This window comes from Pseudomonas sp. Irchel s3f19, from assembly GCF_900187555.1.
GTDB lineage: Bacteria > Pseudomonadota > Gammaproteobacteria > Pseudomonadales > Pseudomonadaceae > Aquipseudomonas > Aquipseudomonas capeferrum.
In genome coordinates this window covers 1-19,468 of record NZ_FYDW01000020.1, presented here as the reverse complement: position 1 = coordinate 19,468, position 19,468 = coordinate 1, and the positions used below count along the sequence as shown (strand labels likewise).

General features: G+C 61.6%; 15 protein-coding genes and 1 tRNA gene. 13 read left to right on the top strand and 3 right to left on the bottom strand.

What is annotated here, in order from left to right; all coding sequences use genetic code 11:
- Positions 1-81: 81 nt before the first annotated feature.
- The 7 genes from apaG (at position 82) to CKW22_RS26240 (ending at position 8,035) form a co-directional block, all read left to right on the top strand.
- Positions 82-462 (top strand): Co2+/Mg2+ efflux protein ApaG, encoded by a 381-nt coding sequence (gene apaG, locus CKW22_RS26270; protein ID WP_033703052.1) that lies wholly within the window; start codon positions 82-84, stop codon positions 460-462.
- Complete coding sequence (locus CKW22_RS26265) at positions 462-1,328, top strand: symmetrical bis(5'-nucleosyl)-tetraphosphatase (protein WP_095065571.1); 867 nt, start codon at positions 462-464, stop codon at positions 1,326-1,328. Before apaG ends, CKW22_RS26265 begins: the two co-directional genes overlap by 1 nt.
- A gap of 14 nt (positions 1,329-1,342) precedes the next feature.
- Positions 1,343-1,672 (top strand): thiosulfate sulfurtransferase GlpE, encoded by a 330-nt coding sequence (gene glpE, locus CKW22_RS26260; protein ID WP_095065569.1) that lies wholly within the window; start codon positions 1,343-1,345, stop codon positions 1,670-1,672.
- 283 nt (positions 1,673-1,955) lie between these two features.
- Positions 1,956-3,878, top strand: a complete 1,923-nt coding sequence (locus tag CKW22_RS26255; protein ID WP_027594382.1) for a PrkA family serine protein kinase — start codon at positions 1,956-1,958, stop codon at positions 3,876-3,878.
- Between the two features lie 141 nt (positions 3,879-4,019).
- Positions 4,020-5,291: a YeaH/YhbH family protein gene (locus tag CKW22_RS26250; RefSeq protein WP_033703056.1), complete on the top strand. Its 1,272-nt coding sequence runs from the start codon at positions 4,020-4,022 to the stop codon at positions 5,289-5,291.
- Positions 5,288-6,856: a SpoVR family protein gene (locus CKW22_RS26245; RefSeq protein ID WP_033703057.1), complete on the top strand. Its 1,569-nt coding sequence runs from the start codon at positions 5,288-5,290 to the stop codon at positions 6,854-6,856. The genes CKW22_RS26250 and CKW22_RS26245 overlap by 4 nt, the downstream gene beginning before the upstream one ends.
- 60 nt (positions 6,857-6,916) lie before the next feature.
- The gene (locus CKW22_RS26240; protein ID WP_033703058.1) at positions 6,917-8,035 is read left to right on the top strand and encodes a multifunctional CCA addition/repair protein; all 1,119 of its coding nucleotides are present in this window, start codon (positions 6,917-6,919) and stop codon (positions 8,033-8,035) included.
- A 56-nt stretch (positions 8,036-8,091) separates the two neighbouring features.
- On the opposite strand, the gene folK is transcribed toward CKW22_RS26240, so the two are convergent.
- On the bottom strand, positions 8,092-8,601 hold the full coding sequence (folK, locus tag CKW22_RS26235; RefSeq protein WP_033703059.1) for a 2-amino-4-hydroxy-6-hydroxymethyldihydropteridine diphosphokinase: 510 nt from the start codon (positions 8,599-8,601) through the stop codon (positions 8,092-8,094).
- Positions 8,592-8,948 carry a dihydroneopterin aldolase gene (gene folB, locus CKW22_RS26230; protein WP_033703061.1) on the bottom strand — a complete coding sequence of 119 codons (357 nt, stop codon included), beginning with the start codon at positions 8,946-8,948 and terminating at the stop codon, positions 8,592-8,594. The genes folK and folB overlap by 10 nt, the downstream gene beginning before the upstream one ends.
- A 74-nt stretch (positions 8,949-9,022) precedes the next feature.
- Here folB and plsY point away from each other — a divergent pair, with 74 nt between their 5' ends.
- Positions 9,023-9,592: a glycerol-3-phosphate 1-O-acyltransferase PlsY gene (plsY, locus tag CKW22_RS26225; protein ID WP_033703062.1), complete on the top strand. Its 570-nt coding sequence runs from the start codon at positions 9,023-9,025 to the stop codon at positions 9,590-9,592.
- Positions 9,593-9,598: 6 nt separating this feature from the next.
- Here plsY and tsaD read toward each other — a convergent pair whose 3' ends face one another.
- Positions 9,599-10,624 carry a tRNA (adenosine(37)-N6)-threonylcarbamoyltransferase complex transferase subunit TsaD gene (tsaD, locus tag CKW22_RS26220; protein ID WP_047583864.1) on the bottom strand — a complete coding sequence of 342 codons (1,026 nt, stop codon included), beginning with the start codon at positions 10,622-10,624 and terminating at the stop codon, positions 9,599-9,601.
- A gap of 204 nt (positions 10,625-10,828) precedes the next feature.
- On the opposite strand from tsaD, the gene rpsU reads away from it, so the two are divergent.
- From rpsU to CKW22_RS26195, 5 genes are all read left to right on the top strand, one after another.
- Complete coding sequence (rpsU, locus tag CKW22_RS26215; protein WP_003255575.1) at positions 10,829-11,044, top strand: 30S ribosomal protein S21; 216 nt, start codon at positions 10,829-10,831, stop codon at positions 11,042-11,044.
- A 310-nt stretch (positions 11,045-11,354) separates the two neighbouring features.
- Positions 11,355-13,337 carry a DNA primase gene (gene dnaG / locus CKW22_RS26210; RefSeq protein WP_033703064.1) on the top strand — a complete coding sequence of 661 codons (1,983 nt, stop codon included), beginning with the start codon at positions 11,355-11,357 and terminating at the stop codon, positions 13,335-13,337.
- A gap of 67 nt (positions 13,338-13,404) precedes the next feature.
- Positions 13,405-15,252: an RNA polymerase sigma factor RpoD gene (rpoD, locus tag CKW22_RS26205; protein WP_033703065.1), complete on the top strand. Its 1,848-nt coding sequence runs from the start codon at positions 13,405-13,407 to the stop codon at positions 15,250-15,252.
- A 131-nt stretch (positions 15,253-15,383) separates the two neighbouring features.
- The gene (locus tag CKW22_RS26200; RefSeq protein WP_095065567.1) at positions 15,384-19,127 is read left to right on the top strand and encodes a bifunctional diguanylate cyclase/phosphodiesterase; all 3,744 of its coding nucleotides are present in this window, start codon (positions 15,384-15,386) and stop codon (positions 19,125-19,127) included.
- A gap of 15 nt (positions 19,128-19,142) precedes the next feature.
- Positions 19,143-19,219: transfer RNA gene (locus CKW22_RS26195), tRNA-Ile, on the top strand.
- Positions 19,220-19,468 lie beyond the last annotated feature (249 nt).

Below are 19,468 nucleotides of genomic sequence, written 5' to 3'. Positions count from 1 at the left end.
TGCCCGCGACCACACCGCTGGCCCTCCCCCCCGCCAATGGCCTAGACTGCATTATTGCGTCAGTTCGCCCAAGGCCTTTGCATGTCCGATCCCCGCTATCAGATCGACGTCAGCGTCGTGACCCGCTACCTCAAAGAACAATCCGACCCCGAAAACAGTCGTTTCGCTTTCGCCTACACCATTACCGTGCAGAACAACGGCTCGGTCACGGCCAAGTTGCTGTCCCGACACTGGCTGATCACCAACGGTGATGGCGAAGTCGAGGAAGTGCGCGGCGCCGGCGTGGTCGGCCAGCAACCGAACATCGACCCGGGCCAGAGCCATACCTACAGCAGTGGCGCGGTCATCAGCACCCGCGTCGGCACCATGCAGGGCAGCTACCAGATGTTCGCCGAAGACGGTAAACGCTTCGATGCCCAGATCGCGCCCTTCCGCCTGGCGGTACCCGGAGCCCTGCACTGATGGCGACCTACGCCGTCGGTGACCTGCAAGGCTGCCTGCAACCGCTCAAATGCCTGCTCGAACGCGTGCGCTTCAACCCCGCCATCGACCGCCTCTGGTTGGTCGGTGACCTGGTCAACCGCGGCCCCGAGTCGCTGGAAACCCTGCGCTTCCTTTACTCGATCCGTGACTCGCTGGTGTGCGTGCTGGGCAACCATGACCTGCACCTGCTGGCCGCCTGGCACAACGTCGAACGCCTGAAAAAGAGCGACACCCTGGGCGCTATCCTCGAAGCGCCAGACGCCGACCTGCTGTTCGACTGGCTGCGCCGGCAAAAACTGCTGCATTACGACGAGCCCCGCGGTATCGCCATGGTACATGCTGGCATACCGCCACAGTGGACCCTGGGCCGAGCCCTTGAGCTTGCCGCCGAAGTCGAGGAAGTGCTGCGGGACGACGGGTGCCTCAAGCTCTACCTCGATGGCATGTACGGCAACGAGCCGAACAAGTGGAGCAAGAACCTCACAGGTATCGAGCGCCTGCGGGTGATCACCAACTACCTCACGCGCATGCGCTTCTGCACCCCCGAGGGCAAGCTCGACCTCAAGAGCAAGGAAGGCTTGGGCGCAGCCCCCAAAGGCTACAAGCCCTGGTTTGCGCACAAGGACCGCCGCTCGCGGCATGTGAAGATCATCTTCGGCCACTGGGCCGCCCTTGAAGGGCGCGTCGACGAGCCCGGCATCATCGCCCTGGACACCGGTTGCGTGTGGGGCGGTGCCATGACCCTCTATAACGTCGACAGCGGTGAATACCATCGCTGCGACTGCGCCGACGACGGCACCGTACGCACGCCGGCACAACCCACTAGACTCAACGATCAGCCCTGAAGGAAACCGTACCCATGAGCGAATTCAAGCGCATCCCTCCCGAGCAGGCCCTGGCCCTGCGCGCGCAAGGTGCGGTAGTGGTCGATATTCGCGACCCACAGGCCTTTGCGGCCGGCCACATCAACGGCGCCACCCACCTGGATAACCATTCGGTCGCCGATTTCATCCGCAATGCCGACCTCGATGCACCGACCCTGGTGGTCTGCTACCACGGCAATTCCAGCCAGAGCGCCGCCGCCTACCTGGCCGGCCAGGGCTTCTCGGACGTGTACAGCGTCGATGGCGGCTTTGAGCTGTGGCGCGCCACCTACCCGGGCGAGACTGCCCAAGGCGCCGCTGAATAATTTTTTCATTTTTACTGCAGCCCGCGCCCTATGCGGGCTTGCGGCTCACCTGACGAACGGTCGCGAGCAACTTCTCGGCCTCGCGCCCTTGACCTTGCGTATTACCAACTATCCTTAAGCCCAGGCCATCCAAAAAAGGGGAGAGCCGGTACACCGGCGTGCGGGTCATCGGTAGCGTTTCAAGGGTGTTCTGGGGGGTATACAGCAATCGGCGAACCCGGTTGCATGCCAGCATCAGCTGACTGATCCGGCGTCGTCTCCACGTATCGAGCGAGGTGACGTCATGAGCATTTTTAGCCACTTCCAACAACGTTTCGAGTCCACCCGCCAGGAAGAACTTTCGCTGCAGGAGTACCTCGAGCTGTGCAAGCAGGATCGCAGCGCCTACGCTTCGGCGGCAGAACGGCTGTTGCTGGCCATCGGCGAACCGGAGCTTGTCGACACCTCCAACAATTCCAGGCTTTCACGGATCTTCTCGAACAAGGTCATTCGGCGCTATCCGGCCTTTGAAGACTTCCATGGCATGGAAGAATGCATCGACCAGATCGTTTCGTACTTCCGCCACGCGGCGCAGGGCCTGGAAGAGAAGAAGCAAATCCTTTACCTGCTGGGCCCGGTAGGCGGCGGCAAGTCGTCGCTGGCCGAGAAGCTCAAGCAACTGATGGAGAAGGTGCCCTTCTACGCCATCAAGGGCTCGCCTGTATTCGAATCACCACTGGGTTTGTTCAACGCCACCGAAGATGGGGCCATTCTCGAGGAAGAGTTTGGGATCCCACGGCGCTACCTGAACACCATCATGTCGCCCTGGGCCACCAAGCGCCTGCAGGAGTTCGGCGGCGATATCTCCAAGTTCAAGGTGGTCAAACTCTACCCCTCGATCCTTAACCAGATCGCCATCGCCAAGACCGAACCCGGCGATGAGAACAACCAGGACATCTCTGCCCTGGTGGGCAAGGTGGACATCCGCAAACTCGAGGAATACCCACAGAACGACGCCGACGCCTACAGCTATTCGGGTGCGCTGTGCCGGGCCAACCAGGGCCTGATGGAATTCGTCGAGATGTTCAAGGCGCCGATCAAGGTCCTGCACCCCCTACTGACGGCGACACAGGAAGGTAACTACAACAGTACCGAGGGGCTGGGGGCGATCCCCTACACCGGCATCCTGCTGGCCCACTCCAACGAATCGGAGTGGCACACCTTCCGCAACAACAAAAACAACGAAGCGTTCATCGACCGGATCTACATCGTCAAGGTGCCCTACTGCCTGCGCGTCAGTGACGAAATCAAGATCTACGACAAACTGCTGGTCAACAGCTCGCTGGCCAAGGCCCATTGCGCGCCCGACACCCTCAAGATGCTGGCCCAGTTCACCGTGCTCTCGCGCCTCAAGGAGCCCGAAAACTCCAACATCTATTCGAAGATGCGTGTCTACGACGGTGAAAACCTCAAGGACACCGATCCAAAGGCCAAGTCGATCCAGGAATACCGGGACTCGGCAGGCGTCGACGAGGGCATGAACGGCCTGTCGACCCGCTTCGCCTTCAAGATCCTGTCCAAGGTCTTCAACTTCGACCCGCACGAGATCGCAGCCAACCCGGTTCACCTGCTGTATGTGCTCGAACAGCAGATCGAACAGGAACAGTTCCCGGCCGAAGTGCGCGAACGCTACCTGCGCTACCTGAAGGAATACCTGGCACCGCGCTACATCGAGTTCATCGGCAAGGAAATCCAGACCGCCTACCTCGAGTCTTACAGCGAGTACGGCCAGAACATCTTCGACCGCTATGTGCTGTACGCCGACTTCTGGATTCAAGACCAGGAATACCGCGACCCGGAAACCGGCGAGATCCTCAACCGTATTGCCCTCAACGAAGAACTGGAGAAGATCGAGAAGCCTGCCGGCATCAGCAACCCGAAAGACTTCCGCAACGAGATCGTCAACTTCGTACTGCGCGCACGCGCCAACAACAACGGCAAGAACCCGAGCTGGCTGAGCTATGAAAAACTGCGGGTGGTGATCGAGAAGAAAATGTTCTCCAACACCGAAGACCTGCTGCCGGTCATCAGCTTCAATGCCAAGGCCAGCAAGGAAGACCAGAAGAAACACAACGACTTCGTCACCCGGATGGTGGAGCGTGGTTACACCGACAAGCAGGTGCGCTTGCTGTCGGAATGGTACCTGCGGGTCAGGAAATCGCAATAAAGCGGCAAGCTTCTAGCCGCAAGCTGCAAGCTGCCCGGCGTCGGCGCTTCTGTCTACGCCACAGCTTGCAGCCGCGGTGGCTGCTCTTTCTTGCAGCTTGAAGCTCGTGGCTTGCAGCTGCATCCAGTCACCGGAGGGACCATGAGCTACGTAATCGACCGACGCCTGAACGGCAAGAACAAGAGCACGGTCAACCGCCAGCGTTTTCTGCGGCGCTACCGTGAGCACATCAAGAAGGCCGTCGAAGAGGCCGTGAGCCGCCGCTCCATCATGGACATGGAGCATGGCGAGCAGATCAGCATTCCGGGACGGGATATCGATGAACCGGTGTTGCACCACGGTCGTGGCGGCAAACAGACCATCGTGCACCCTGGCAACAAGGAATTCACCGCCGGCGAACACATCCCAAGGCCCCAGGGTGGTGGCGGCGGCGGTGGCCGTGGCAAGGCCGGCAACTCTGGCGAGGGCATGGATGAGTTCGTCTTCCAGATCACCCAGGAAGAGTTTCTCGAATTCATGTTCGAAGACCTCGAACTGCCCAACCTGGTCAAACGCCACCTGACCGGTGCCGACACCTTCAAGACTGTACGTGCCGGTATTGCCAACGAAGGCAACCCATCACGCATCAACATCGTTCGCACCCTGCGTTCGGCCCATGCCCGGCGTATTGCCCTGACCGGCAGCAGCCGTGCCTTGTTGCGCGAAGCGCAGAAAGAACTCGACCGCCTGAAGGTCGAGGAACCTGACAACTTCACCGACATCCAGGAAGTCGAGCAAGAAATCGAACGGCTCAAGGCACGCATCAACCGCCTGCCCTTCCTCGACACCTTCGACCTCAAGTACAACCTGCTGGTCAAGCAGCCCAACCCCAGTTCGAAAGCTGTGATGTTCTGCCTGATGGACGTTTCCGGCTCCATGACCCAGGCCACCAAGGACATCGCCAAGCGCTTCTTCATCCTCCTGTACCTGTTCCTCAAGCGTAATTACGACCGCATCGAAGTGGTCTTCATCCGCCATCACACCAGTGCGCGGGAAGTGGACGAGGAAGAGTTCTTCTATTCGCGGGAGACCGGCGGCACCATCGTCTCCAGCGCGCTCAAGCTGATGCAGGAAATCATGGCCGAGCGCTACCCGGCCAGTGACTGGAACATCTATGCCGCCCAGGCCTCCGACGGCGACAACTGGAACGACGACTCGCCGATCTGCCGCGAGATCCTCTCCAAGCAGATCATGCCGCACGTGCAGTACTACACTTACGTCGAGATCACCCCCCGTGAGCATCAGGCGCTGTGGTACGAGTACGAGCGAATCGGCGAAGGCTTCCCCGACACGTTCGCCCAGCAGCAGTTGGTATCGGCCGGCGACATCTACCCGGTCTTCCGTGAACTCTTCCAGCGCAGGTTAGCCACATGACCGCCAGAGCTCAGAAACGCCAACCTATTTCCACCGGGTCCGAATGGACGTTCGACCTGATCCAGACCTACGACCGGGAAATCAGCCGCCTGGCCGAGCGTTACGCCCTGGACACCTATCCCAACCAGATCGAAGTGATTACCGCCGAACAGATGATGGATGCCTACGCCTCGGTAGGCATGCCGCTGGGCTACCACCACTGGTCCTATGGCAAGCAGTTCCTCAGTACCGAAAAGTCCTACAGTAGGGGCCAGATGGGCCTGGCGTACGAGATCGTGATCAACTCCGACCCGTGCATCGCCTACCTGATGGAAGAAAACACCATGTGCATGCAGGCACTGGTAATCGCCCATGCCTGCTATGGCCACAACAGCTTTTTCAAGGGCAACTACCTGTTCCGCACCTGGACCGATGCCAGTTCGATCATCGACTACCTGGTGTTTGCCAAGCAGTACATCGCCCAGTGTGAAGAGCGCCACGGCATCGATGCCGTCGAAGACCTCATCGACTCCTGCCACGCGCTGATGAATTACGGTGTCGACCGCTACAAGCGCCCCTACCCCATTTCTGCCGAGGAGGAGCGGCGCCGGCAGAAGGAGCGTGAAGAGCACCTGCAACGGCAGATCAACGACCTGTGGCGCACTATCCCCAAGGGCGCGGAGAAGGGTGGTGAGCGTGATGATGCGCGCTTCCCCGCCGAACCTCAGGAAAACATCCTGTACTTCATCGAAAAGCACGCCCCCCTGCTCGAACCCTGGCAGCGCGAAGTGGTGCGCATCGTGCGCAAGATAGCGCAGTACTTCTATCCGCAGCGCCAGACCCAGGTGATGAACGAAGGGTGGGCCACCTTCTGGCACTACACGCTGATGAACGACCTGTACGACGAGGGCCTGGTCACCGACGGTTTCATTATGGAGTTCCTGCAGTCGCACACCAGCGTGGTGTTCCAGCCAGGTTTCGACAGCCCGTACTACAACGGCATCAACCCCTATGCGCTCGGCTTTGCGATGTACACCGACATCCGCCGCATCTGCGAAAACCCAACCGAAGAAGATCGCCACTGGTTCCCCGACATTGCCGGCAGCGACTGGCTCTCGACCATCAAGTTCGCCATGAGCAGCTTCAAGGACGAGAGCTTCATCCTGCAGTACCTGTCGCCCAAGGTGATCCGCGACCTCAAGCTGTTCAGCATTCTTGACGACGACCAGCGTGATGACCTGCTGGTACCCGCTATCCATGACGAGGCAGGGTACCGGTTCATTCGCGAACAACTGGCGGCCCAATACAACCTGGGCAACCGTGAACCCAACGTACAGATCTGGAGCATCGACCGCCGCGGCGACCGCTCGCTGACCCTGCGCCACCAACAACACAACCGCAAACCGCTGGGCGACTCGACCGAGGAAGTGCTCAAGCACCTGCACCGCCTGTGGGGCTTCGACATTCACCTGGAGACCGTACAAGGCGACCAGGTCATGAAGACCCATCACATGCCTCCGCGCGGCGAGCATGGCGAAAGCGCCGACTATGGCCGCATGGACCTGGCCGTCATCCACCACCTCTAGCCGCGACGCCCCCGCATAACTGCCAACAGGTTATCCTGTGGGCAGTTATGGAGGCTGTACATGCACATCTACAAAGTTGGCGGCGCCGTGCGCGACCGCTTGCTCGGGCGCCCCGTCAGCGACATCGACTGGCTGGTGGTTGGCGCCACCGTCGAACAGATGCAGGCCCTGGGCTACCGCCCGGTAGGCGCTGATTTCCCGGTGTTCATCCACCCCCGAAGCGGTGAGGAATACGCCCTGGCGCGCACCGAGCGCAAAAGTGGCCGTGGCTATGGCGGGTTTACCTTCCATGCCAGCCCCGACGTCACCCTCGAAGAAGACCTGATCCGCCGCGACCTGACCATCAATGCGATGGCGGAGGACGACGACGGCACGCTTTACGACCCCTATCACGGCAAAGAGGACCTCGAAAGGCGCCTTTTACGCCACGTGTCCCCCGCGTTCGCCGAAGACCCCCTGCGGGTACTCAGGGTTGCCCGCTTTGCCGCACGCTACGCGCCACTGGGCTTCAAGGTGGCTGACGAAACCCTGGCGCTGATGCGTCAGATCAGTGCCTCTGGCGAACTGCAGGCGCTCACCGCCGAACGCAGCTGGAAAGAGATCGAGCGCGCGCTGATGGAGCCGCAACCCCAGGTGTTCTTCGAGGTCTTGCGCGCTTGCGATGCCTTGCAGGCACTGTTGCCAGAGCTTGAGGATAGCCCCCACGCCTTGGCGGGCCTGGAGCAGGCCGCGCAGCATGATCAACCACTGCATGTGCGCTGGGCTTGCCTGCTGCGCGAGCTGCAGCCAGCAACGATCAAGGCGGTCAGCCAGCGCTTCAAGGCGCCGCGAGACTGCCAGGAGCTGGCCATACTGGTGGGTGAGTGCCTGTCTCAATGCAACCAGGCCCTTGAGTTGCCGTCCACGGCATTGCTGGAGCTGTTGCAGAAGTTCGATGTGTATCGGCGGCCACAGCGCTTCGACGACTTCATCAGCGCCTGCGAGATGGATGCGCGCGCGCGCCAGGGCAGTCTGGCTTATCCACAGGCTGACTACCTGCGAGGGGCAGCAGCTGCGGCAAGGGCTGTGGATGTGAAGCCGCTGGTGCAGGCTGGGCTGACCGGGCAGGCGTTGGGCGAGTCGCTTAAAGGTGAGCGATTAAAGGCGCTGACGGCCTACAAAAGCGCTGCAGAAGGCTGATTTCACGATTGCCGGGCACCGCGAAGAGGCCCGGCAAGGCACCGAAAGGGCAAGGCTCAGGCCGGCGTCAGCTGCAACCCTCGCCACTCGAAGGCGACCGGGGCCAGCACCTGATCAATCCGCGCCTCCTGCCACACCTGCGCCATGGGCTTGCCCACCCCAGGGTGCACCAGCTCGGGCGCCAAGAGCGACAATGGCCACAACACGAACGCGTTTTTCAGAATCTCGGCCCGCGGCAGCACCAACCCATCGAACGTGCCGTGCAGGTCGTCATACATCAACACGTCGATATCCAGCGGCAGCCCTTTGCGCTCGGGCGCGTAGCGGCCGTTGTCGGCTTCGATGAACTTGAGCCGGCGGTCCAGCTCCATCAGTGGCAGATCGGTCTTGCCGGTCACCACGAAGTTGATGAACGGGCCACTCTTGATACCCACCGCCTGGCTCTCGAACGCCGGCGAACAACGCATGTCGGTGAGGATGCCCGCCAAGGCATCGAGACCCGCGCACAGGTGCGCCTCGCGGTCGATGTTGCTGCCCAGGCCCAGATAAACCGTGTTCAGAGACATCCGCGCTCGATCTCCACGCCAACACCGCCACGGGCAGCGGGGACCGCGCCTGGCTTGGTCAGTTTCAGCCGCACCCACGGGATCTGGAATTCTTCCATCAGCACCGCGACCAGGCGCTCGGCGAAGGTTTCCACCAGTTCGAAGCGCGCCTGCTCGGAAAATGCCTGGATACGCGCCGAAACACTGGCGTAGTCCAGCGCCAGGCTGAGATCGTCGCCGGCCGCTGCCGGGCGGTTATCCCAGGCGAAACTCAGGTCCAGGCGCAAGCACTGGCGAATATCCCGCTCCCAGTCATAGGCACCGATGACGGTATCGACTTCCAGGCCTTCGATGAACACTCTGTCCAAGCACTTCTCTCCACAGCACGACAAGGGCGACTGGCGCCGTTAGAATCAGGGCGTCCTCGCCCGGAATAGTTAGCATGTTTTGGTTATTGGCGCTGCTCGCCTACCTGCTCGGCTCGCTGTCCTTCGCCATCGTCCTCAGCCGCCTGTTCGGTAGCCCGGACCCCCGTTCCAGCGGTTCGGGCAATGCCGGGGCCACCAACATGCTACGCCTGGCAGGCCGCAAGCTGGCGATCCTGACCCTGCTTGGCGACCTGTGCAAGGGCTTGTTGCCAGTATTGCTCGCCCGCCTTGCCGGGCTCGACCTGCACGCGCAGGCCTGGGTTGGCGTCTGCGCGGTGCTGGGCCACCTGTTCCCGCTGTACTTTCGCTTCCAGGGCGGCAAGGGCGTCGCGACTGCCGCCGGCCTGCTCATGGCCCTGTACTTCCCAGCCGCACTGCTGGCCATCGCCGCCTGGCTACTGACCTTCTACCTCACCCGCACCAGCTCGCTGGCGGCGCTGATCGCCACGCCGCTGACCCTGCCCCTGCTCGCCTGGCGCGAGCCAGAGGCCTTGCTACCGATCAGCGTACTCACGGTGATGATCGTCTGGCGTCATCGCAACAACCTGCGCGACCTGTTCGCCGGGCGCGAACGCCACTTCTGACACCTTTCAGACCGGCGGTAACTGCTCCATCGGCCAACGCGCCTGCACACTGATCGCCAGGTCCTGCTGCTGCCCCGCCAACAGGCGCTGGCAGCCGGCATAGGCGATCATGGCGCCGTTGTCGGTGCAGAACTGCGGGCGCGCGTAGTACACGTTGCCCTTCATGCTGCCCAGCATGTCCTCGAGGGACGCGCGCAAAGCCTTGTTGGCGCTGACGCCACCGGCGATCACCAGCCGCTTCAGGCCAGTCTGCTTCAGGGCCCGCTTGCACTTGATGGTCAAAGTCTCCACCACCGCCTGCTGGAATGCCAGGGACACGTCGCAACGGGTTTGCTCACCGTCGTCGCCAGCATCGCGGCATTGCTGCCAGGTGTTCAGGGCGAACGTCTTGAGGCCGCTGAAACTGAATTCCAGGCCTGGGCGATCGGTCATCGGCCGTGGGAAGACAAAGCGCCCCGGTACGCCCTGCTCGGCCAGCCGGGCGATTTCAGGGCCGCCTGGGTAGTTCAGGCCGATCAGCTTGGCGGTTTTGTCGAAGGCCTCACCGGCCGCGTCATCCAGGCTCTCGCCCAACAGTTGGTAATGGCCGATGCCATCAACCCGTACCAGCTGGGTATGGCCGCCCGACACCAACAAAGCGACGAACGGGAATTCGGGTGGGGTTTCTTCCAGCATGGGCGCCAGAAGATGGCCTTCCATGTGGTGCACACCAATGGCCGGAATGTCCCAGGCAAACGCCAGCGCCTGGGCGCAGGAAGCTCCGACCAGCAACGCGCCGACCAGCCCAGGACCCGCGGTGTAGGCGATGGCGTCGATCTCGGTGGCCACGCAGCCAGCCTCGTCCAGCACCTGGCGGATCAGCGGCAGCATGCGCTTGACGTGATCGCGTGAGGCAAGCTCGGGGACCACACCGCCGAACACGCGGTGCAGGTCGATCTGGCTGAACAGCGCGTCGGCCAACAAGCCGCGTTCGCTGTCATATAATGCGACGCCAGTTTCGTCGCAGGATGTTTCCAATCCCAGTACTAGCATGGGTTCGTCCCTTGTGGGGGCTGAATTCGAAGCCGCGCATGATAGTCGCCGTGTCGGGTGCCGACCAGCGGTTTTCGATCAGAGGCTTTGCATTCCGGCCAGCTAAGGGTTAACATCCGCAACCCTTGAAAACCGACGTTCTCCAGCACACCTTTGTTTTGCCAGGAGCACGTCTACCCCGGTAATGAATTAAGGTAGCCCTGGATGCCAGCCGTCAAAGTTAAAGAGAACGAACCCTTCGACGTAGCTCTGCGTCGTTTCAAGCGCTCCTGCGAAAAAGCCGGTGTACTGGCTGAAGTTCGTAGCCGCGAGTTTTACGAGAAGCCGACCGCAGAGCGTAAGCGTAAAGCAGCTGCCGCTGTTAAGCGTCACGCCAAGAAAGTTCAGCGCGAACAGCGCCGCGCCGTTCGTCTGTACTAATACAGACGTTCTACGCAAAGCTTCTGCCCTGCCCGGCTCACCGCCGGGCCGATGGCAGCGGTTGCTACACAATTGCTTCAAACTTGGGCAGCTAGCTCAAGGCCCCTACGCACTCGCGTCATGCGAACTGCAGCAGGGCAACCTGCCTGAAACGTCAGAGCTGGTCCTTGACCAGGCGTGCACGTCCTGTCTGACGAGCCTTCATTGGCTGGCGACGAGCACATACCTCCCTCGCACTTCCCCTTGCAGCATTCGCCCCAACCGGCGCGTGAGCGATTAGACTTGCCAGTTGCCAGATGACGAGACTGCCATGGCCGGGCTGATTCCCCAGAGCTTCATTGACGACCTTATCAACCGCCTCGACATTGTCGACGTGGTGAGTTCGCGCGTCCAGCTGAAAAAAACCGGCAAGAACTACTCCGCCTGCTGCCCGTTCCACAAGGAAAAAACCCCTTCCTTCACGGTCAGCCCCGACAAGCAGTTCTACTACTGCTTCGGCTGCGGCGCCGGCGGCAACGCCCTTGGCTTCGTCATGGACCACGACAACCTGGACTTCCCCCTGGCAGTCGAGGAACTGGCCCGTGCCGCCGGCATGGAAGTGCCACGCGAGGAAGGCCGGCGCGCGCAGAAGCCACGCCAGCCGACAGATTCGCCGCTGTACCCGCTACTGGATGCTGCCACCGAATTCTATCGCCAGGCCCTGCGCAGCCACCCGACCCGCAAGGCGGCGGTGGATTACCTCAAGGGGCGCGGCCTGTCCGGTGAGATTGCCCGCGACTTCGGCCTGGGCTTTGCCCCGCCAGGCTGGGACAACCTGCTCAAGCACCTGGGCGCCGACAGCCTGCAGCAAAAGGTGATGATCGACGCCGGCCTGCTGATCGAGAACGCCGAGAGCGGCAAGCGCTATGACCGCTTCCGCGACCGTGTGATGTTCCCGATCCGCGACAGCCGTGGCCGGGTGATCGCCTTCGGTGGCCGCGTACTGGGGGACGACAAGCCCAAGTACCTCAACTCCCCGGAAACCCCGGTTTTCCACAAGGGCCAAGAGCTCTACGGGCTTTACGAGGCACGCAAGCACAACCGCAACCTCGATGAAATCATTGTCGTCGAGGGCTACATGGACGTTATCGCACTGGCCCAGCAAGGCCTGCGCAATGCCGTCGCCACCCTCGGCACCGCCACCAGCGAAGAACACCTCAAGCGCCTGTTCCGTGTGGTGCCCAGCGTATTGTTCTGTTTTGACGGCGACCAAGCCGGGCGCAAAGCCGCCTGGCGCGCACTGGAGTCGACCTTGTCGGCCCTGCAGGACGGCCGCCGCGCACGCTTTTTGTTCCTGCCCGAAGGCGAAGACCCGGACAGCCTGGTGCGCGCCGAAGGCACCGATGCTTTCATGGCACGCATCAACCAGCACGCCCAGCCACTGGCGGATTACTTTTTCGAGCAATTGAGCATTGAGGCCGACCCGCGCTCACTGGAAGGCAAAGCGCATCTGGCCACCCTGGCTGCACCGCTGGTCGAAAAAATCCCGGGCGCCAACCTGCGCCAGCTGATGCGTAACCGCCTGAAAGAAATTACCGGCCTCGACCCGCAGCAAGTAGAGCAATTGGCCCAACAGCCGGCTGCCAACAGCAGCGTACCGGACTACGACCCGGGCTATGACTACGACGCCATGGCCAGCTACACCCCGGACTTCGGCGACATGCCGCAGCACGACTACGCCCCGGCGCAGCAAGAGCAGCAATGGAAGCCGAACAAGGGTGGCGGCAAGAAACCGTGGAGCGACAAGCCCTGGGACAAAAACCGCAAAGGCGGCAAGCCCTGGCAGCAACGCGATGAGGCGCCACCGCGCACGCCAGCCCCCGTGGAGCCGCCTACGCTGGCCGCCCTGCGCACCCTGCTGCACCACCCGCTGCTGGCCGGAAAGGTGGAAGATGCCAGCCACTTCGCCGACGAAGAGCACCTCTACAGCCAGTTGCTGGTGGCATTGATCGAAGCCGCGCAGAAGAATCCTGGGCTAAGCTCAATGCAGCTGATTGCACGCTGGCACGGCACCGAACAGGGCCGTTTGCTGCGGGCATTGGCCGAGAAGGAATGGCTGATCGTGGCCGACAACCTTGAACAACAGTTTTTCGACACTATAACTAGCTTGTCCGCCCGCCAACGCGAGCGCAGCCTGGAACATCTGCTCAGGAAAGCACGTCAAAGCGAGTTGAGCAGTGAGGAAAAATCTCAGCTTCTCGCCCTGCTTAGCAGGAATGTTCCCGCACAAACGCCGACCTCATCTGGCGCGTGAGGCCCATGCTCGGGTATAATCCTCGGCTTGTTTTTTGCCCGCCAAGACCTTCAGTGGATAGGGTGTTATGTCCGGAAAAGCGCAACAGCAGTCTCGTATCAAAGAGTTGATCACCCGCGGTCGTGAGCAGGGCTACCTGACTTACGCGGAGGTCAACGACCACCTGCCTGAGGATATTTCAGATCCTGAACAGGTGGAAGACATCATCCGCATGATCAACGACATGGGGATCAACGTATTCGAGAGTGCTCCGGATGCGGATGCCCTTCTGTTGGCGGAAGCCGACACCGACGAAGCCGCGGCCGAAGAAGCCGCTGCTGCGTTGGCGGCAGTTGAAACCGATATCGGCCGCACGACCGACCCGGTGCGCATGTACATGCGTGAAATGGGTACTGTCGAGCTGCTGACCCGCGAAGGCGAGATCGAAATCGCCAAGCGTATCGAGGAAGGCATCCGTGAAGTCATGGGCGCCATCGCTCACTTCCCGGGTACTGTCGACTACATTCTCAGCGAATACGATCGTGTCACCACCGAAGGTGGCCGTCTGTCCGATGTGCTCAGCGGTTACATCGACCCTGATGACAACATCGCTGCCCCGACCGAAGAAGTGCCTGTTCCAGGCGCCAAGGCCGCGGCTACCAAGGAAGAAACAGACGACGAAGAAGAAAGCGAAGAGAGCGATGACGAGGAAGAGGCCGAAAGTGGCCCGGACCCCGTCGTAGCAGCTCAGCGTTTCGGTGCCGTTGCCGATCAGCTTCAAGTCACCAACAAGGTGCTGAAGAAGAGCGGTCGCAGCGCCAAGGAAAGCATCGCGGCCCTTCAGGCCCTGGCTGACCTGTTCATGCCGATCAAGCTGGTACCCAAGCAGTTCGAGGTACTGGTCGAGCGCGTGCGTGATGCACTGAGCCGCCTGCGTCAGCAAGAACGCGCCATCATGCAACTGTGCGTCCGTGACGCCCGCATGCCGCGTGCCGACTTCCTGCGCATGTTCCCAAGCAACGAAACCGACCAGACCTGGAGCGGTGACCTGGCCAAGCGTAGCACCAAGTGGGCTGCCGCCCTGGGTGAAAAAGACGCTGCCATCGTCGCTTGCCAACAGAAGCTGATCGACCTTGAGACCGAGACTGGCCTGACCGTCGCCGAGATCAAGGAAATCAACCGTCGCATGTCGATCGGTGAAGCCAAGGCCCGCCGCGCCAAGAAAGAAATGGTCGAGGCGAACCTGCGTCTGGTGATCTCCATCGCCAAGAAGTACACCAACCGTGGCCTGCAGTTCCTCGATCTGATCCAGGAAGGCAACATCGGCTTGATGAAAGCGGTGGACAAGTTCGAATACCGTCGCGGCTACAAGTTCTCGACATATGCCACCTGGTGGATTCGCCAGGCGATCACCCGCTCGATCGCCGACCAGGCGCGCACCATCCGTATTCCGGTGCACATGATCGAGACGATCAACAAGCTCAACCGCATTTCCCGGCAGATGTTGCAGGAAATGGGTCGTGAACCGACCCCGGAAGAGCTGGGCGAGCGCATGGAAATGCCTGAGGACAAGATCCGCAAGGTACTGAAGATCGCCAAAGAGCCGATCTCCATGGAAACCCCGATCGGTGACGACGAAGACTCGCACCTGGGCGACTTCATCGAGGACTCGACCATGCAGTCCCCGATCGATGTAGCCACGGTCGAAAGCCTCAAGGAAGCCACCCGCGACGTGCTCTCGGGCCTGACCGCCCGCGAAGCCAAAGTGCTGCGAATGCGCTTCGGCATCGACATGAACACCGACCACACCCTCGAAGAGGTGGGCAAGCAGTTCGACGTGACCCGTGAACGGATCCGTCAGATCGAGGCGAAGGCGTTGCGCAAATTGCGCCACCCAACTCGCAGCGAGCATCTGCGCTCCTTCCTCGACGAGTGATGACAAACCCCGGCCCAGGCCGGGGTTTTTCTTTTACGGCCCCGGCTGCAACACAATGCCCGACTTCCGCCCCACATCCCCCTGAATGCCGGTCTACACTCGTCGTCAGACACTCTGATCGCGAGGCCGCTATGCCCCTGATGCCGGCCATCCTGTTGCTGCTCCTGATTCTGTGGACCACAACGGCCGGCGCCCTGACCCTGACAGACGAGGAAAAAGCCTGGCTGGCTGCCCACCCGCAGTTGAGCCTGGGCGTAGACGCCTCTTGGCCACCGTTCGAGTTTCGCGACCAGGAGGGCCGGTACCAGGGATTGGCCGCCGACTACATCGCCATGATCCAGGAACGCCTGGGTGTGACGCTAAAACCGGTCGAGCCAAAGAGCTGGACCGAGGTATTGGCGCAAGCGCGCGATGGCAAGCTCGACCTGCTCCCCGGCATCATGTCGACCCCAGAGCGTCAGGGTTATCTGGCCTTCACCCGCCCCTACCTCGACTTCCCCATTGTCATCCTTGCCCACAAAGGCGGTGCACAACCCCGTTCATTGAAAGACCTGTACGGCCTGAAAATCGCCGTGGTCGAGGATTACGCCCCACACGAACTACTGCGCACCCACCACCCGGACCTCAACCTGGTGGCCATGCCCAATGTCAGTTCGACGCTGCAAGCCCTGGCCACAGACGAGGTCGATGCCGTGGTCGGCGACCTCGCCTCGAGCATCTGGAGCTTGCGCCAGCTCAAGCTCGACGGCCTCTACGTCAGCGGCGAAACGCCCTACCGCTACCAGCTGGCCATGGCCGCACCGCGGGATAACAAAGTCCTGGTGGGCATTCTCGATAAGGTCATGGCCGACATGACCAGCGCCGAAGTCAGCCATATTCAGCAGCGCTGGGTCGGCAACGTGGTGGACCAGCGCATGTTCTGGTCCGACATGCTCATCTATGGCTTGCCTGCAGTGCTGCTACTGGTGGCGATTCTCGCAGTAGTCATTCGTATCAACCGTCGGCTCAGCTCGGAAATTTCCCGTCGCATCGCCCTGGAACAAGAACTGCGCAGCAGCGAGTATCACTACCGCGGCCTGGTCGAAAGCCTGTCGGCAATCGCCTGGGAGGCGGACGCCAACGACTTTACCTACAGCTATGTCTCGCCCCACGCCGAGGACCTGCTCGGCTACCCGCTGCATGATTGGCTCAAACCGGGCTTCTGGCGCAGCATCCTGCACCCCGAGGACGCGCTCTGGGCCCAGGCCTACTGCGACAGCGAGACCGCCGCCAGGCGTGATCACAGCCTCGACTACCGGGTGATCCGCGCCGATGGCCAACCGCTCTGGGTGCGCAACATCGTCAGCCTGATCGAGCATGGGCATCGGCCGGTGATGCGCGGGCTGATGATCGACATCAGCGAGACCAAACGCACCGAGGATGCCCTGCGCCTGTCGGAGCAGAAATTCGCCTCGGTGTTCCAACAGTGCCCAGACATCCTGCTGATCGCCCGCCACAGCGACGGCTGCCTGCTGGAGGTCAACGAGGCCTTCGAGGAGCAGATCGGCCTGACCCCGGGCCAAGTCATCGGCCGCACCGCCACCGAGCTGGACCTGTGGGCCTTAGAAGGCAGCGGCCCACGTTTGCTCGAACGCCTGCACCAAGGCGGCATCCGCAACCTCGAAATGAGCTTCCGGCGCAGCAACGGCCAGCTGTTCACGGGCCTGACCTCGGCAGAAACCTTCGAACTCGATGGCACCCCGGCGCTGGTGGTGGCCGTGCGCGACATCAGCCAGCTCAAGGAAACCCAGGAGCAACTGCAAACCTCGGAAGAGAAGTTCGCCAAGGCGTTTCACGCATCACCCGATGGCCTGCTGCTGTCGCGCCAGAGTGATGGGCTGCTGATTGAAGTCAACGAGGGCTTCTGCCGCCTCACCGGCTATGACCTGAACCCGAGCATCGACCAGACCTCCCTCGACCTCGGCATCTGGGTTGACCTGAACGAACGCAAGCGCCTGGTCGACCAACTCAAGCGTGATGGCTTCGTGCGTGATTTCAGCTGCCACATCCGCCGCAGCGATGGGCAGATCCGCCTGTGCGAGCTGTCTGCCCGGCCCCTGCCGATCGGCGGTGTCGACTGCATGCTGACCATCGCCCGCGATATCACCGAGCGCCACCTGATGCAGGAAAAACTGCAACTGGCCGCCACCGTGTTCGAAAACACCGCCGAGGGCGTGCTGATCACCGATATCGACCAGCGAATCAGCGCGGTCAACCGCGCCTTCAGCGAAATCACGGGCTACAGCGAGATCGAAGCGCTCGGCCAGACCCCGCGCCTGCTTGCCTCTGGCCAGCACGACAGCGCCTTCTATGCCGCCATGTGGCACCAACTGACCGCCGAGGGCCATTGGCAGGGCGAGATCTACAACAAGCGCAAGAATGGCGAGTTCTACCCTGGCTGGCTGACCATCAGCGCGGTGCGCAACAGCGAGCGTGAAATCACCCACTTCGTCGCCGTGTTCGCCGACATCTCCAGCCTCAAGCACGCCCAGGCCAAGCTCGACTACCAGGCCCACCACGACCCACTGACCGGCCTGCCCAACCGCGCGTTGTTCGAGAATCGCCTGCAGGCGGTGCTTACCTGCGCCCAGGTCTCCAACCGCCAGGGCGCGGTCCTGTTCCTCGACCTCGACCGCTTCAAGCACATCAACGACAGCCTTGGCCACCCGGTCGGCGACCTGTTGCTCAAGGGTATCGCCCAGCGCCTGAAAGAGCAGGTGCGTGACGTCGACACCGTGGCCCGCCTGGGCGGTGACGAGTTCATCATCCTTCTGCCCGGCCTGCACAGGCCCAGCGACGCCAACAGCATCGCCGGCAAGTTGCTGGCCTGCTTCAGCGCGCCGTTCCAGGCCGGCGAGCACGAGTTCTTCACCAGCGCCAGCATCGGCATCAGCCTGTACCCCCAGGACGGCAGCGACGTCTCGACGCTGATCCGCAATGCCGACGCTGCCATGTACCGCTCCAAGGCCAAAGGCCGCAACCGTGTAGAAGCCTACACCCGCGACCTCACCGCCCAGGCCAGCGAACGCATCGCCCTCGAACATGAGTTGCGCCGCGCCGTCGAGCGCAACGAGATGAGCCTGTGCTTCCAGCCCAAGCTCAGCCTCAAGACCCAGAGCCTGGTCGGTGCCGAAGCGCTGATCCGCTGGAGCCACCCGACCTTTGGCGAGGTGCCGCCAGAGCACTTCATCCACCTGGCAGAAGAGAACGGCACCATTCTTCAGTTGGGCGACTGGGTGCTGGAGCAGGCCTGCCGGCAGATGCACCTCTGGAAGATGCACTACGAAGACTTCGGCCCCCTGTCGATCAACCTCGCCGGCGCCCAACTGCGTCACCCGCACCTGGCGCGGCGCATCGAACAGTTGCTCAAGACCTATCAACTGAAGGCGGGTGACCTGCAGCTGGAGATCACCGAGAACTTCATCATGAGCCAGGCCGAGGAAGCCCTGGCCGTGCTGCACCAGTTGAAAAAGCTGGGCGTGCAATTGGCCATCGACGATTTCGGCACCGGCTATTCGTCGCTCAGCTACCTCAAACGCCTGCCGCTGGACATCCTCAAGATCGACAAGTCGTTCATCCGCGGCCTGCCCGAGGACCCCCACGACGCCGCCATCGCCCGCGCAATCATTGCCCTGGGCCGCAGCATGCAGTTCACCATCATTGCCGAAGGCGTGGAAAACCAGGCCCAGCAGCGCTTCCTCGCCGCCGAAGGCTGCGAACAGATCCAAGGCTACATCGTCAGCCTGCCCCTGCCGGCGGAGGAATTCGCTGCGGCGTTTCTTCGTATAGCACTAACCGATCTTTCGGATGGCACCCTTTCAAAACCCTCGTTATAATCCGGCCACCTCTGAGGGCCTATAGCTCAGTTGGTTAGAGCAGAGGACTCATAATCCTTTGGTCCACGGTTCGAGTCCGTGTGGGCCCACCATATTCAAAGCCGCGCATTGCGCGGCTTTCTGCTTTTCGGGTTTATCCCACCCGTATCAGTCCTAGTGTGGTGTTTCACAAATACCGCTGAAAATCTGAGCTAGGCTCTGTGGAAGCCAACTCTCCAAGGGCATCGACATGGGCCGACCAGCAACCGTCATTACCCTTTCCGAAACTGAAAAGTCGGAACTGCTACGCCGGATCAAACTTCGCAAAGGCGCTCAGGATGCCCGCCTGCGCGCAGAGATAA

What these genes read in the sequence shown, in the direction of transcription:
- apaG (WP_033703052.1), top strand. Translation starts at nt 82, where the DNA reads ATGTCCGATCCCCGCTATCAGATCGACGTCAGCGTCGTGACCCGCTAC.
- CKW22_RS26265 (WP_095065571.1), top strand. Translation starts at nt 462, where the DNA reads ATGGCGACCTACGCCGTCGGTGACCTGCAAGGCTGCCTGCAACCGCTC.
- glpE (WP_095065569.1), top strand. Translation starts at nt 1,343, where the DNA reads ATGAGCGAATTCAAGCGCATCCCTCCCGAGCAGGCCCTGGCCCTGCGC.
- CKW22_RS26255 (WP_027594382.1), top strand. Translation starts at nt 1,956, where the DNA reads ATGAGCATTTTTAGCCACTTCCAACAACGTTTCGAGTCCACCCGCCAG.
- CKW22_RS26250 (WP_033703056.1), top strand. Translation starts at nt 4,020, where the DNA reads ATGAGCTACGTAATCGACCGACGCCTGAACGGCAAGAACAAGAGCACG.
- CKW22_RS26245 (WP_033703057.1), top strand. Translation starts at nt 5,288, where the DNA reads ATGACCGCCAGAGCTCAGAAACGCCAACCTATTTCCACCGGGTCCGAA.
- CKW22_RS26240 (WP_033703058.1), top strand. Translation starts at nt 6,917, where the DNA reads ATGCACATCTACAAAGTTGGCGGCGCCGTGCGCGACCGCTTGCTCGGG.
- folK (WP_033703059.1), bottom strand. Translation starts at nt 8,601, where the DNA reads ATGTCTCTGAACACGGTTTATCTGGGCCTGGGCAGCAACATCGACCGC.
- plsY (WP_033703062.1), top strand. Translation starts at nt 9,023, where the DNA reads ATGTTTTGGTTATTGGCGCTGCTCGCCTACCTGCTCGGCTCGCTGTCC.
- tsaD (WP_047583864.1), bottom strand. Translation starts at nt 10,624, where the DNA reads ATGCTAGTACTGGGATTGGAAACATCCTGCGACGAAACTGGCGTCGCA.
- rpsU (WP_003255575.1), top strand. Translation starts at nt 10,829, where the DNA reads ATGCCAGCCGTCAAAGTTAAAGAGAACGAACCCTTCGACGTAGCTCTG.
- dnaG (WP_033703064.1), top strand. Translation starts at nt 11,355, where the DNA reads ATGGCCGGGCTGATTCCCCAGAGCTTCATTGACGACCTTATCAACCGC.
- rpoD (WP_033703065.1), top strand. Translation starts at nt 13,405, where the DNA reads ATGTCCGGAAAAGCGCAACAGCAGTCTCGTATCAAAGAGTTGATCACC.
- CKW22_RS26200 (WP_095065567.1), top strand. Translation starts at nt 15,384, where the DNA reads ATGCCCCTGATGCCGGCCATCCTGTTGCTGCTCCTGATTCTGTGGACC.